The sequence below is a fragment of the Amycolatopsis sp. NBC_01286 genome (assembly GCF_035982555.1).
Taxonomy (GTDB): Bacteria; Actinomycetota; Actinomycetes; order Mycobacteriales; family Pseudonocardiaceae; genus Amycolatopsis.
Window position 1 is genome coordinate 1,665,654 of record NZ_CP108428.1, and the last position, 11,681, is coordinate 1,677,334.

14 protein-coding genes and 3 tRNA genes are annotated in these 11,681 nt (G+C 70.3%); 4 read left to right on the top strand and 13 right to left on the bottom strand.

Annotated features, from left to right (window positions below; genetic code table 11):
• Positions 1-11 precede the first annotated feature (11 nt).
• The 6 genes from OG570_RS07935 to OG570_RS07960 all read right to left on the bottom strand — a co-directional run bounded on the left by OG570_RS07935 (position 12) and on the right by OG570_RS07960 (position 3,738).
• On the bottom strand, positions 12-785 hold the full coding sequence (locus OG570_RS07935; protein ID WP_326956097.1) for an alpha/beta fold hydrolase: 774 nt from the start codon (positions 783-785) through the stop codon (positions 12-14).
• A 70-nt stretch (positions 786-855) separates the two neighbouring features.
• Positions 856-1,575 (bottom strand): 50S ribosomal protein L1, encoded by a 720-nt coding sequence (rplA, locus tag OG570_RS07940; protein ID WP_326945995.1) that lies wholly within the window; start codon positions 1,573-1,575, stop codon positions 856-858.
• Between the two features lie 192 nt (positions 1,576-1,767).
• Positions 1,768-2,199, bottom strand: a complete 432-nt coding sequence (rplK, locus tag OG570_RS07945) for a 50S ribosomal protein L11 (RefSeq protein ID WP_155548843.1) — start codon at positions 2,197-2,199, stop codon at positions 1,768-1,770.
• Positions 2,200-2,272: 73 nt separating this feature from the next.
• Complete coding sequence (gene nusG, locus OG570_RS07950; RefSeq protein ID WP_326956098.1) at positions 2,273-3,127, bottom strand: transcription termination/antitermination protein NusG; 855 nt, start codon at positions 3,125-3,127, stop codon at positions 2,273-2,275.
• 74 nt (positions 3,128-3,201) lie between these two features.
• Positions 3,202-3,639, bottom strand: coding sequence for a preprotein translocase subunit SecE (secE, locus tag OG570_RS07955; RefSeq protein ID WP_247060469.1), 438 nt, complete (start codon positions 3,637-3,639; stop codon positions 3,202-3,204).
• 26 nt (positions 3,640-3,665) lie between these two features.
• Positions 3,666-3,738: transfer RNA gene (locus OG570_RS07960), tRNA-Trp, on the bottom strand.
• 207 nt (positions 3,739-3,945) lie between these two features.
• On the opposite strand from OG570_RS07960, the gene OG570_RS07965 reads away from it, so the two are divergent.
• On the top strand, positions 3,946-4,869 hold the full coding sequence (locus OG570_RS07965; RefSeq protein ID WP_326956099.1) for a TIGR03619 family F420-dependent LLM class oxidoreductase: 924 nt from the start codon (positions 3,946-3,948) through the stop codon (positions 4,867-4,869).
• Between the two features lie 12 nt (positions 4,870-4,881).
• Here the strand turns inward: OG570_RS07965 and OG570_RS07970 are convergent, their stop codons facing one another.
• Positions 4,882-5,097, bottom strand: coding sequence for a hypothetical protein (locus OG570_RS07970; protein ID WP_326956101.1), 216 nt, complete (start codon positions 5,095-5,097; stop codon positions 4,882-4,884).
• A gap of 137 nt (positions 5,098-5,234) precedes the next feature.
• On the opposite strand from OG570_RS07970, the gene OG570_RS07975 reads away from it, so the two are divergent.
• The 3 genes from OG570_RS07975 to OG570_RS07985 are packed head-to-tail and all read left to right on the top strand — an operon-like array spanning position 5,235 to position 7,485.
• The gene (locus OG570_RS07975) at positions 5,235-5,585 is read left to right on the top strand and encodes a GntR family transcriptional regulator (protein WP_326945991.1); all 351 of its coding nucleotides are present in this window, start codon (positions 5,235-5,237) and stop codon (positions 5,583-5,585) included.
• Complete coding sequence (locus OG570_RS07980; protein WP_326956102.1) at positions 5,582-6,544, top strand: hypothetical protein; 963 nt, start codon at positions 5,582-5,584, stop codon at positions 6,542-6,544. Before OG570_RS07975 ends, OG570_RS07980 begins: the two co-directional genes overlap by 4 nt.
• 35 nt (positions 6,545-6,579) lie before the next feature.
• Positions 6,580-7,485 (top strand): SGNH/GDSL hydrolase family protein, encoded by a 906-nt coding sequence (locus OG570_RS07985; RefSeq protein ID WP_326956103.1) that lies wholly within the window; start codon positions 6,580-6,582, stop codon positions 7,483-7,485.
• A 3-nt stretch (positions 7,486-7,488) separates the two neighbouring features.
• Here the strand turns inward: OG570_RS07985 and OG570_RS07990 are convergent, their stop codons facing one another.
• The 6 genes from OG570_RS07990 to OG570_RS08015 all read right to left on the bottom strand — a co-directional run bounded on the left by OG570_RS07990 (position 7,489) and on the right by OG570_RS08015 (position 11,550).
• Positions 7,489-7,887, bottom strand: a complete 399-nt coding sequence (locus OG570_RS07990; protein ID WP_247060461.1) for a MaoC family dehydratase — start codon at positions 7,885-7,887, stop codon at positions 7,489-7,491.
• Positions 7,884-8,333, bottom strand: a complete 450-nt coding sequence (locus tag OG570_RS07995; RefSeq protein WP_326945988.1) for a MaoC family dehydratase N-terminal domain-containing protein — start codon at positions 8,331-8,333, stop codon at positions 7,884-7,886. Before OG570_RS07995 ends, OG570_RS07990 begins: the two co-directional genes overlap by 4 nt.
• Before the next feature lie 81 nt (positions 8,334-8,414).
• Positions 8,415-8,579 (bottom strand): 50S ribosomal protein L33, encoded by a 165-nt coding sequence (rpmG, locus tag OG570_RS08000; RefSeq protein ID WP_005152047.1) that lies wholly within the window; start codon positions 8,577-8,579, stop codon positions 8,415-8,417.
• A 50-nt stretch (positions 8,580-8,629) separates the two neighbouring features.
• A tRNA-Met gene (locus OG570_RS08005) sits at positions 8,630-8,702 on the bottom strand.
• 49 nt (positions 8,703-8,751) lie between these two features.
• Positions 8,752-8,824 (bottom strand) — tRNA-Thr (locus tag OG570_RS08010).
• 80 nt (positions 8,825-8,904) lie between these two features.
• The gene (locus OG570_RS08015; RefSeq protein WP_326945987.1) at positions 8,905-11,550 is read right to left on the bottom strand and encodes a putative bifunctional diguanylate cyclase/phosphodiesterase; all 2,646 of its coding nucleotides are present in this window, start codon (positions 11,548-11,550) and stop codon (positions 8,905-8,907) included.
• Positions 11,551-11,681: the final 131 nt, after the last annotated feature.

Genomic DNA, 11,681 nt, shown 5'->3' on the forward strand with positions numbered 1-11,681 from the left:
GCCGGGCCGCCTCAGCGCGGGTGCGGGGCCGACAGGAACGACACCAAGGCCTCCGAGAACGCCGGGGCCATGACCGCCGTCATGTGGTCGCCCGGGATTCGGACCAGGCGCGCTCCGGCGATCGCCGCCGCCAGGCGTTCGGGTTCTGCTGCCAAGACGTCCTGGTCGCCTGCCAGTACCAGTGTCGGGACGCCGATGGCCGACAGGTCCACCACTCCCTCGCGCGACGCCAGTGCCACCGCCGCCAGGGCCTGGCGGTCGCCGCCAACGGCGTCGGCCAGTAGGCGGAAGGGGACTCCGGATGGTGGGACCGTTGTCGGGTCCTCCGCCAGCAGAGCCGAGGCGATGTCGGCCGGCTTGACGACGCGGAGGTCTACCCCGCCGAAGTCGACGATGCCTGAGCCCACTCCGCCCGTCGCGAGGCGGCGGATGCGCTTGTCCGCCGCCGTTGCTGCCAGGGCGATGATCGCGCCCATCGAGTAGCCGACCATCGAGACCTCGTCCAGGGCCAGCTCGTCCAGCAACGCTGAGACGTCGCGGGCCATCGTCGTCTCGGTGTAGCGGGACTCGTCGTGGGGCTTCTCTGAGCGGCCGTGGCCACGGGCGTCCAGGGAGATGACCGTGAGGCCGGCCTTGCGCAGGGCGGCGACGACGCCGGTGGCGATCCAGTTCGCGTTCGTGTCGGCGGCGAAACCGTGCTGCAGCAGCACCGGGCGGGCGGTGCCGTCGCCCTCCCACACGGTGTAGTTCAGCTGGAGCCCGTCGAACGACGCGAAAGTCGGCATGACGTCCATGAGACACGAAGAAAGGGCGCCCCCGCAGCAAGCGGGAGCGCCCTTTCCGGTGATGTCCGACTCAGACGTTCGCGTCCTCGGAGAGGAGGTTGCGAGTCCGCAGCGGGTCGACCGGGATGCCCGGGCCCATCGTCGTGGCGAAGGTGACCTTCTTCAGGTAACGGCCCTTCGCGGACGACGGCTTGGCGCGGAGGATCTCGTCCAGCGCCGCCGCGTAGTTCTCGACCAGCTTCTCGGTGTCGAAGGAAGCCTTGCCGATCACCAAGTGCAGGTTGGCCTGCTTGTCGACGCGGAAGTTGATCTTTCCGCCCTTGATGTCCTGGACCGCCTTGGTGACCGCGGGGGTCACGGTGCCGGTCTTCGGGTTCGGCATCAGGCCACGCGGGCCGAGGATGCGGGCGATGCGGCCCACCTTGGCCATCTGGTCCGGCGTCGCGATCGCGGCGTCGAAGTCGAGCCAGCCACCCTGGATGCGCTCGATCAGCTCGTCGGTGCCGACCGCGTCGGCGCCGGCGGCTTCGGCCTCGGCGGCCTTGTCGCCGACCGCGAAGACGATGACGCGGGCGGTCTTACCGGTGCCGTGCGGCAGGTTCACGGTGCCGCGGACCATCTGGTCGGCCTTGCGCGGGTCCACACCGAGACGCATCGCGACCTCGACGGTCGCGTCCATCTTGGTCTTGGAGGTTTCCTTCGCCAGCTTCGCGGCGTCGAGGGGCGCGTACAGCCGCGCCTTGTCGATCAGCTCCGCAGCCTGGCGGTAAGCCTTGCTGTGCTTGGTCATGCTTCTGTCCTTAACTTCTCAAAACGGATCAGTGTGGTGACGAGCCGCACTGGGCTCTCCCACTGTTGCAGCGCAAAATCGCGCCGATTTCTGGACTGAGCGATTCGATCGGCCCCTCGGGCCGAGCGGATCGGGAGGGAAGAAATCGGCTTTGGGCGATTTCGCCGCCTCGACGGAGTCGAGGCAGAAGACTCAGACGACCGTGATGCCCATGGAGCGGGCGGTGCCGGCGATGATCTTCGCCGCCTGGTCGATGTCGTGCGCGTTGAGGTCGGACTCCTTGGTCTTCGCGATCTCGCGGACCTGGTCCCAAGTGACCTTGGCGACCTTGGTCTTGTGCGGCTCGCCGGAGCCCTTCTCGACACCAGCGGCCTTGAGCAGCAGGCGTGCGGCCGGCGGCGTCTTCAGCTTGAAGTCGAACGACCGGTCCTCGTACACGGAGATCTCGACCGGGACGACGTCCCCACGCTGCGACTCGGTCGCGGCGTTGTAGGCCTTGCAGAACTCCATGATGTTGACGCCGTGCTGGCCCAGAGCCGGGCCGACCGGCGGAGCGGGGTTGGCCGCGCCCGCCTTGATCTGCAGCTTGATGATCGCCGCAAGCTTCTTCTTCTTGGGTGGCATTTCTTTTCCTGTCCTGTACTACGTTCCCCGCGTACCTGCCGTGGACGTGGGGACTGCGACCGCGCGGCGGCCGTCAGATCTTGGAGACCTGCGTGAACGACAGCTCGACCGGGGTCTCCCGGCCGAAGATCGACACCAGGACCTTCAGCTTCTGCCCGTCGACGTTGACCTCGGAGATCGTCGCCGGCAGGGTCGCGAACGGGCCGTCCATGACCGTGACCGACTCGCCGATCTCGAAGTCGACCTCGACGGCCGGGCCACCGAGCGGGGCCGAGGCCGAGCCGGACTCGCCCTTGCCCTTGGCCGGGGCTTCGTTCTCGACCTTCGGGGCGAGGAACTTCAGCACCTCGTCCACGGTCAGCGGAGACGGCCGCGAGGTGGCGCCGACGAACCCGGTGACACCCGGCGTGTTGCGCACCGCGCTCCACGAGGCGTCGTTCAGATCCATCCGGACCAGGATGTAGCCGGGCAGCACCTTGCGCTGCACCTGCTTGCGCTGGCCGTTCTTGATCTCGGTGACCTCTTCGGTCGGGACCTCGATCTGGAAGATGTAGTCCTCGACGTCCAGCGTCGTGGTGCGGGTCTCGAGGTTGGTCTTCACCTTGTTCTCGTACCCGGCGTAGGAGTGCACGACGTACCACTCGCCCGGCGCGGCCACCAGCTCGGCGCGCAGCGTGGCGACCGGGTCGTCGTCCGCCGCGGCGGGCTCGGCTTCGGCGCTCTCGGCGTCGGCGTCGTCCGCCACCTCGGCGGTTTCGGCCTCTGCGGAGTCGGCTTCCTCGGAGGCGGCTTCGTCGACCTCTTCGGCTTCGGGCACGTCGACGGGTTCCAGGTGCTCGGACTCCTCGTCACCGAGTGCCGCGTGCACCTGCTCGTCGGAAAGCTCGGTCAGCTCCTGACCGGCTGCTGTGCCGTTGTCGGAGGTCACGTTCCGTCCTCTCAGTTGATCATTGCCGGGGTCAGGCCGGGACCTGAAGCCCCATCGGCGCGCGCCGGGGCGCGTCAGCCGAATACGTGGCCGATGCCCCACTTGAACAGCAGGTCCAGGCCACTCACCAGGGCCACCATGAACACCACGAAGACCAGCACGACCGCGGTGTAGGTGACCATCTGCTTGCGGTTCGGCCAGATGACCTTGCGCAGTTCCGCCCACACCTCGCGGACGAAGCGCACCAGCCGCGCGAACACGGAGGCCTTCTTCGGCTTCTGGTCCCGCTTCGGGGTCGGAGCGCCCTTCGCGTCGGCGGACTTCTCCCCCGACTTCCCGGCCGGCCGCGCCTTGTCGTCCGCACGTGCCGCGGACTTGCCCGCCGGACGAGCGGTCGCGCGGCGTTCACGCCTGGCAGCGGCTGTGACCGGGCGGGACTGGCTCTCGGGCTTCGACCCGGTGCCGTCCTGCTCCTGCTCGCCGCCGCTGGCGTCGCTGTCGCTCACGACCACTCCTTCGCTCCACCAGTTCCGTTACGCAGGGGTGACAGGACTTGAACCTGCAACCTGCGGTTTTGGAGACCGCTGCTCTGCCAATTGAGCTACACCCCTGTGAGGTCCCGATCGCTCGGGGCCCCCGTGGACGCCTTCCAGCATCCCCACCATCCAGGCGGGGATGACCGTAGTGCTTTCCAAGTCCCGAAGTCTACGGCAACCCCCGGGAGAGTCCGCAACCGCGCCCCCCGAGCGACCGCCGAACCCCGGTCGGCCTGCGGGAAACCTCCCCGCCGACCTGGTGATCATGCCAGGATGTCCGCCATGACGAGCAACCCGGAGTCCCGCTCACCGGTGAGCGAGACGCGACTCGGGCTCGCCCTGCCCCAGTACGGCGCCCTCGCCGATCCCGCCGCCGTCGCGCGCTTCGCCGTCGCCGCGGAGGAACTCGGCTTCGGCTCGCTGTGGGTCGGCGACCGGATCCTGACGCCGCTCGAGCCGTCCGATCTCTACCCGGGCGGCGGAACGCCGGAGCACCCGTACCCGGAGGAGTTCAAGACCTTCGCCGACCCGTTCACGACGCTGGCGACGGCGGCAGCGGTGACGGACACGGTCCGCTTGGGCATGAGCGCCCTGACCGGCCCGGTCTATTCCCCCGTCCTGCTCGCCAGGGCGCTGACCTCGCTCGACCTCGCCAGCGCGGGACGGCTGGACGTCGGCTTCGGGCTCGGTTGGCTGCGCGAGGAGTACTTCGCGACGGGCGTGCCGTGGGCGGGCCGGGGCGAGCGGCTCGACGCGGTGCTCGACGCGCTCGACGCGATCTGGACCGGTGACCCGGTGGCGCACGAGGGCCCGCAATGGCGGATCGCGCCGTCGACGGTCGGCCTGCGCCCGGCGCAGGATCCGCGGCCACCGGTGCTGCTCGGTGGCTTCGCGCCACCGGCGCTGGCCCGTATCGGCCGCCGCGCGGACGGCTGGCTGGCCGGCTGGATGCCCAGGCAGTACCTCAAAGCCCTCTGGACGGTGGCGCTCGAAACGGCCGAAAAAGCCGGCCGGGACCCCGGCACCCTGCGGCGGGTACTGCGGATCAACCCGCGCGCGGGCACCGGGGTCGAGTCGGTCGCGGACGTCCTGCCGTGCCTGGACGTGGCCCGCGAAGAGGGCATCACGGAGGTGCTGGTCGACCTGCACTACGTCGCGAAGGACGTCGACCACGCACTGGAGCTGGCCGGCGAACTGGCCGGCTGAGCCTCAGACCGCTCAGGACTCGCTGTCGGCGAGCGTGGCGAGCGCCTGCGCCTTGGCCGCGAACTTCCAGTTGGCGAGGTCGCGGATCGTCTTGATCTTCAGCTCGGCGAGCAGCTCGTCGTGCTTCGGCGTGAGCCCCTCGAGCGCGGACGGCGGGGCGTCCAGCAGCTCCTTGATCGACTTGTCCTCGTAAGCCTTGTCGACGAGCTTGTTCAGGTTCAGGGCCACAGCGCTTGCCTGCCTTTCCTCGGTTCGACTTGTTCAGCGGGGCCCACCCTCGCTGTGATCCTCGTCGCACGCAAGTGTCGATCCCTCGTTCAGGTTCACCCACCCAAAGGCCAGTTAGTTCTAGTACAGTTAGAACTATGCTCGTACGGATCGATCCGAGTTCGACCGTCCCGCTCTTCGAACAGGTGGCGGGTTCCCTCCGCCGCGCCCTCGCCGCGGGCAGCCCGGCGCAGGGCGACCAGCTGCCGCCGGCCCGCGAGCTGGCGACGTCGCTCGAGATCAACGTCCACACCGTGCTGCGGGCGTACGCGCTGCTGCGCGACGAAGGCCTCATCGACCTGCGAAGACGGCGTGGTGCCGTCGTGCTCGGCGGCGCGCCGTCGCGGGCCCGGCTCACCGAGCTGGTCGCGGCCGTGGTCGACGAGGCGAAGCGTGCGGGCGTCGGCCTGGACGAGCTCACCGGGGTGATCAAGGAGAAGTACTCATGACCAAGCTGATCCGGGTCCTGATCGCGACGGCCGTGCTGCCGGGCGCGGTCCTGGCCGTCGTCGCCGTGCTCGCGAACGCGTGGGCGGACCGGCTGCCCGACCCCATCGCGACGCACTGGAACGACGGGCCGGACAACGCGAGCTCCCTCGGGCTGTTCGTCACCGTGTGCCTGGCGCTCGGCGCGGTCGTGACCACGGTCGTGGTGGTGATCGCCGTCGTCGCGCTGCGCAACGGCCGCCCGCTGCCTCGCCTGGCCGTCGGGATGGGCGCCGGGCTCGCCGCGATGCCGTCCGCCGTCCTGGTGTCGACGCTCCTGCTGAACCTCGACGCGCCGGACTGGCACGCGGCACGAGGGGGCGCTCTGGTCCTGCTCTTCCTGCTGGGCGTGGCCGCGCTCGGCGTGGTGGCCGGGTTCATCGGCGGCCTGCCCACGCCGGCCCGCGAGCACCGGACCGGGGCGAACCGGCCGAGCGTCGGGCTCCGGCCGGGGCAGCGGGCGTTCTGGTCGGGCCGGGCGGCCAACCCGGCGATGCTCTGGGCGCTGCTGGCGATCCCCGGTGCGATCGCGTTCCTGCCCGCCGGGCTCCCGTGGCCGACGGCCGTCTGGATCGGCTTCGTCGGCGCGGTGGTCGCGGCGTTGACCTACCGGCTGCGGGCGAAGGTGGACGGCACGGGCGTGACGATCCGCTTCGGCCTCCTCGGCTTCCCGTGGCGGCACCTCGAGCTGAGCGACATCCGCGAGGCCACCGTGCGCGAGCTGACGACGTTCGGCGACGGCGGGCTCGGCCTGCGCTTCAACGCGGTCACCGGCACGACGGCGTACAAGGTGCGCGGCGGCCCGGCGCTGGAGCTGACCTTGGCGAACGGCCGGACCGTGCTGGTGAGCGTCGACGACCCGGAGACCGGCGCCGGCCTGGTGAACGACCTGATCGCCCAGGGCGTCACCCGGATTGACTAGGTGCACCGGCGACGGCGGCCGGTAAAAACGGACGAGTGGCGAAAAAGAGCGGTGGGGGCGGCTGCCTCGTGGTCGTGCTCGTGGTCGGGTTGCTGATCTTCGGGTACTACAAGTGGCAGCACGGCTCGTCCGCGGCGCCGCCGGACGGCGCGGACACCGGCGGCGGCAGCGGCCGCTACGTGGCCCTGGGGGACTCGTACACGTCTTCGCCGCGCACCGGCGGCCAAGCGGGCCAGCCGGCGGGCTGCGAGCGCACGGACGACAACTACCCGCACCTCGTGACGGCCAAGGTGAAGCCGGCCGAGTTCGCCGACGTCAGCTGCGGCGGCGCGACGACCGCGAGCCTGAGCAGCACGCAGAAGACGTCGAACGGCTCGAACCCGCCCCAGCTGGACGCCGTCAACGGGAAGACCACGCTGGTGACGCTCGGCATCGGCGGCAACGACGTCGGTTTCCTGGGGATCGCGCCGTCCTGCGCGACGGCGCACCCGTCGGCGTCACCCTGCAAGGACAAGCTGACCGCGGGCGGGCACGACCAGATCGCCGAGCGGATCGCGAGCACCGCGCCCAAGGTGGGCGCGGTGCTCGACAAGATCCACGCGAAGGCGCCGCAGGCGAAGGTGATCGTGGTCGGCTACCCCACGGTCCTCCCGGACGGCGACGGCTGCTGGCCCGTGCTGCCGTTCGGCTCGGGCGACGTCGCGTACTTCCGCGACGGGCTCGCCGACCTGAACTCGATGCTCGAGGACCAGGCGAAGTCCCATCGCGCGGGCTTCGCCGACACCGCGACGCCCGGCAAGGGCCACGACGTGTGCGCCGACTCGGACAAGCGCTGGGTGGAGGGCCTGCTGCCGGCGTCGCCCGCCGCGCCGATGCACCCCAACGCGCGCGGCGAGCAGGGCATGGCCGACGTCGTGGTGACCTTGCTGAAGCTGCCTTAGCGGTCAGACGCGCACGAGGACCTGCGGCTTGCCCAGCACGGTCTTGCCGTCGGACTTCACCACGAGGTCGATGCGGGCGATGCCGTCGTCCTGCAGCGCGCCGACCTTGCCGGTGATCTCGACGAGCGCGCCTTCCGGGGTGTTCGGGACGACCACCGGGCGTGTGAAGCGGGCGCTGAAGTCGACCAGGCGGCCCGGGTCGCCGAGCCAGTCCGTCACCACGCGGCCGGACACGGCCATCGTGAGCATGCCGTGCGCGATGACGTCGGGGAGGCCGACGTCCTTCGCGAACGCCTCGTTCCAGTGGATCGGGTTGAAGTCGAGCGCCGCGCCGGCGTAGCGGACCAGCTGGTCGCGGGTGATCCGGACCTCGAGGGCGGGCAGTTCGTCGCCGACGTTCACGCGGCCTCCCCCCGCACCACGAGCTGCGCGCGCGTGGTGGCGATGTGCGCGCCGGCGCTGTCGGTGATCTCGGCGCGCAGGTTGATGAAGTCGTTGCCGGCCCGGGCCATGATCCGGTCGATGTGCGTCGTCAGCAGCAGCGTGTCCCCGGCGTGCGCCGGGCGGCTGTAGGAGAACTGCTGGTCGCCGTGCACCATCCGCGAGTAGTCGAGGCCGAGCTCGGGGTCGGTGACGATCGAGTTGATCGAGGCGAGGTTGATGATCGTGAGGAACGTCGGGGGCGCGATGACGTCCGGGTGGCCGGCGGCGCGCGCGGCCTCCGGGTCCCGGTAGACCGGGTTCTGGTCGCCGATCGCGTCGGCGAACTCCCGGATCTTCTCCCGGCTCACTTCGTAGCTGGTCTGCGGCGGGTAAACCCGTCCGGTGAACGACTCGTCCAAGGGCACGCCGACGAGGCTACCAACAGCAAAGAGCCGCCCCAGTGGTCCAGGGCGGCTCTTCGAAGCTGGTGCGAACGCGCTACGCGGTCAGCGGGTTTCCTTGTGCGTCCGGTGCGTACCGCAGTTCGGGCAGAACTTCTTCATCTCCAGGCGATCCGGGTTGTTGCGCCGGTTCTTCTTGGTGATGTAGTTGCGGTGCTTGCACTCTTCGCACGCCAGCGTGATCTTGGGTCGCACGTCGGTGGCAGCCACAGCGTTTCCTTCTCTCTCAGGTCCCGGGGCGAGCCCCAGTCGTTACCGCGTAGCGGTGGCCGGACTTGAACCGGCGACACAGCGATTATGAGCCGCTTGCTCTGCCAGCTGAGCTACACCGCCCTACATGACCCAAGCCGCGACACGCAGGCGTGACGCGGCTGAGGTCGTGAGCCCCTTTACGGAATCGAACCGTAGACCTTCTCCTTACCATGGAGACGCTCTGCCGACTGAGCTAAAGGGGCCTGGCCTCTCGCGAGGACTTGGAAAGATTACCAAGTCCCGTCACCCGGCTGTGCAACCGGGGTCCCGAAAGAGCAAAACCTCAGGTCAGCAGGGTCAAGACGGTCTCGGAGTGGCGGCCGGGAGACCGCGCCGTGCGGGCCTGCAGCCACGCCTCCAGGCGGTCCTCCGGCAGCGGCCGCGAGATGAGGTAGCCCTGGGCGACGTCGCAGCCCATCGCCTCGAGCTGGTCGCGCGCGACGTCCTCTTCGACGCCTTCCGCGACCACCGTCAGGCCCAGCGAGTGGCCCAGCTCGACGATCGAGCGCACCACGGCCAGGTCGCCGAGATCGGTGCCCATACCGAGGACGAAGCTCTTGTCGATCTTGACCTGGTCCACCGGCAGCTGCCGCAGGTAGGCCAGCGACGAGTAGCCGGTGCCGAAGTCGTCCACCGCGAGCGTGATGCCCAGCGAGTGCAGCTCGCGCAGGATCGGCAGCGCCTTCTGCGGGTCGGACATCACGCCGGACTCGGTCAGCTCGAACGTCAGCAGCTCGGGCGGGATGCCGACGCGGTCCAGCTCGCGGGCCACCTTGTTCGGGAAGTCCTCGTCGGCCAGGTTGCGCACCGACAGGTTGACCGCCACCGAGATCCGCAGGCCCTCGTCGAGCCACTTGCGGCAGCGCTTCAGCGCCTCGCCGAGCACGAACGACGTCAGCACGCCGATCAGGCCGGCCGCCTCGATGGCCGGGACGAACTCGTCCGGGCCGAGCCTGCCGAACTCCGGGTGCACCCAGCGGACCAGCGCCTCGACGCCGGCCACCTGCCGGTTCGGCAGGGTGATCTTCGGCTGGTAGTGGACGCTGACCTGGCCGTCTTCGAGGGACTGCCGGAACTGCGTGACCATCTGGAAGCGGCGCAGGAAGATCTGGCCCATGCTCGGCACGTAACCGCGGACCTCCTCACCGCCCTTGGTAGCGCGAACAGCGACGTCGGCGCGCTGCAGCAGGCCTTCGATGTCGACGGCGTCGCCGGTTTCCTCCGCGGACGTCGTCGCGTAGCCGATCATCGCGTTGGCCTCGACCGAAAGCCGGTCCACCGGGTACGGCGCGGACAACTCTTCGCGCAGCCGCTCGGCCGCCTGGTGGGCGTCCTCCGGCGGGGTACCGACGAGCAGCGCCGCGAACGACGCGCCTTCGAGCCGGGCCAGCGGGACGTCGGGGCCGAGCGCGTCGCGGATGCGGCGGCCGGCGGCGATGACCATCCGGTCGGCCCAGGCGTAGCCCAGCGCGTCGGAGACGGTCGAGAAGACGTCGAGGTCGATCCGCAGCACAACGGCGTTCGCGAAGTCCCGCAACGGTTCCTTCGCCACCTGCCGGAAGCCCGGCCGGTTGAGGTGCCCGGTGAGCGGGTCGTGGTAGGCGTCGTGGCGCAGGGTCGCGAGCAGCCGCCGGTTGTCCAGCGACGTCGCGAGGTGGCTGGCCATCGTGCCGAGCAGCTGGACGTCGTACTTGCCGAAACCACGCCAGCGGGACAGCCGGTCGTGCGCCTCGACGACGCCGAGCAGCTGGTTCGCGCTGCGCAGCGGGACGACGAGCGCCTCCTGCGCGCCACGGTCGAGCAGCGCCGCGCGGACGTCGGGGTTGGCCTCGGTGATCCGGAAGTGCCGGACGTGCGCGCCGGGCAGGCGCAGCAGCGGGTCGTCGGCGCCCGGGTCGGCGGCCGGCAGGTCGTCGCCCGCGACGACCACGCGCATGGTGTCCTTCGGCTCCAGCCGCAGCCGCAGCACGACGCGGCCGGCGGCGAGCTGGTCCTTGATGCGCTCGGCGATCGTCGCCCACTCGCGGACGTCGACGCCGCCGACGAGCTCGTCCGCGCGGCTGGCCGGGCGCGCCGCGGCCTGCTGACCAGAGCGGGCGACCATCAGGCTGACGTCCGAGAGCGCCTCCATGTCCCGCTGCTCGCGCAGCAGGTCGGAGTAGGCCCAGTAGAGCGCGGTGAGGCCGAGGAAGACGGCGAGCACCAGCGGCCACGCCTTGGGCGTGTTCGAGATGACGAGGTAACCGGAGAGGCCGACCGACGCGTTGACGAACCCGACGACCAGGATCCGCGCGGTGAGCCGGACGGCGGTGCTGACGCGCATCCGGCGGCGCAGCACGCGCACCGCGGCCAGCGCGAGCAGCGTGCTGACGAGCGGCGCGGTCAGCGTGCCGGCGAGCGCGGCGACCCACGGGATCTCGCTGCCCGCACCGGCGCCGACGGCGACCTTCACCAGGCCGGCGACCGCGAAGGCGCCGGTGATCTCGAGCAGGAACGCGCCCGCGTTGTAGAGGACGCGGCCGGCGACCTTCCGCGCGAGCAGCGTGCCGATGCCCGCGACCAGGTGCGCGGCCAGCACGACCTCGAACGGCGCGATGAAGAAGCCGATGACGAGCGGGATCTCGGTGAAGGAGATGGTCCACGAGATGCCGCTGCGGACGTCGACGTTGATGCCGAGCTGCTCGGCGAGCAGGAACGCGACCGCGAGGACCGGGCCGATCCACAGCAGCTTGCTGTCCCAGTGGAACGGCAGCCACGAGCCGACCGCGAACGCGGCGACGAGTCCCAGGCTCAGGACCGCGAAGGTGTAGGCGCGGAACCGGCGTTCGTCGGTCCGTGCCTCGGCGGAGGCCACGGGGAGCGGCGCGGTCGCGGGACCGCCCGGCCCGGGCTGCGCCACGGCGTCGCCGTGCGCGTTGGTCTCCGGCATCCGTTCTTCCCTCCCGGATTGCCCACCGGTCCTGATCCGTGACGTCAGGTGTGGACAAGGGCCATACCGTACCCCGTAGGGCGTACTCATGTCCCTTTCGAGACAGTAGGAGATCACCCCAGGGTTAACAA

Bases quoted from the DNA above. Each gene is read 5' to 3' on its own strand.
- OG570_RS08015 (WP_326945987.1), bottom strand. From the start codon at position 11,550: ATGCCGGAGACCAACGCGCACGGCGACGCCGTGGCGCAGCCCGGGCCG.
- OG570_RS07935 (WP_326956097.1), bottom strand. From the start codon at position 785: ATGCCGACTTTCGCGTCGTTCGACGGGCTCCAGCTGAACTACACCGTG.
- OG570_RS07965 (WP_326956099.1), top strand. From the start codon at position 3,946: ATGACGAGCAACCCGGAGTCCCGCTCACCGGTGAGCGAGACGCGACTC.
- OG570_RS07975 (WP_326945991.1), top strand. From the start codon at position 5,235: ATGCTCGTACGGATCGATCCGAGTTCGACCGTCCCGCTCTTCGAACAG.
- OG570_RS07980 (WP_326956102.1), top strand. From the start codon at position 5,582: ATGACCAAGCTGATCCGGGTCCTGATCGCGACGGCCGTGCTGCCGGGC.
- rplA (WP_326945995.1), bottom strand. From the start codon at position 1,575: ATGACCAAGCACAGCAAGGCTTACCGCCAGGCTGCGGAGCTGATCGAC.
- rplK (WP_155548843.1), bottom strand. From the start codon at position 2,199: ATGCCACCCAAGAAGAAGAAGCTTGCGGCGATCATCAAGCTGCAGATC.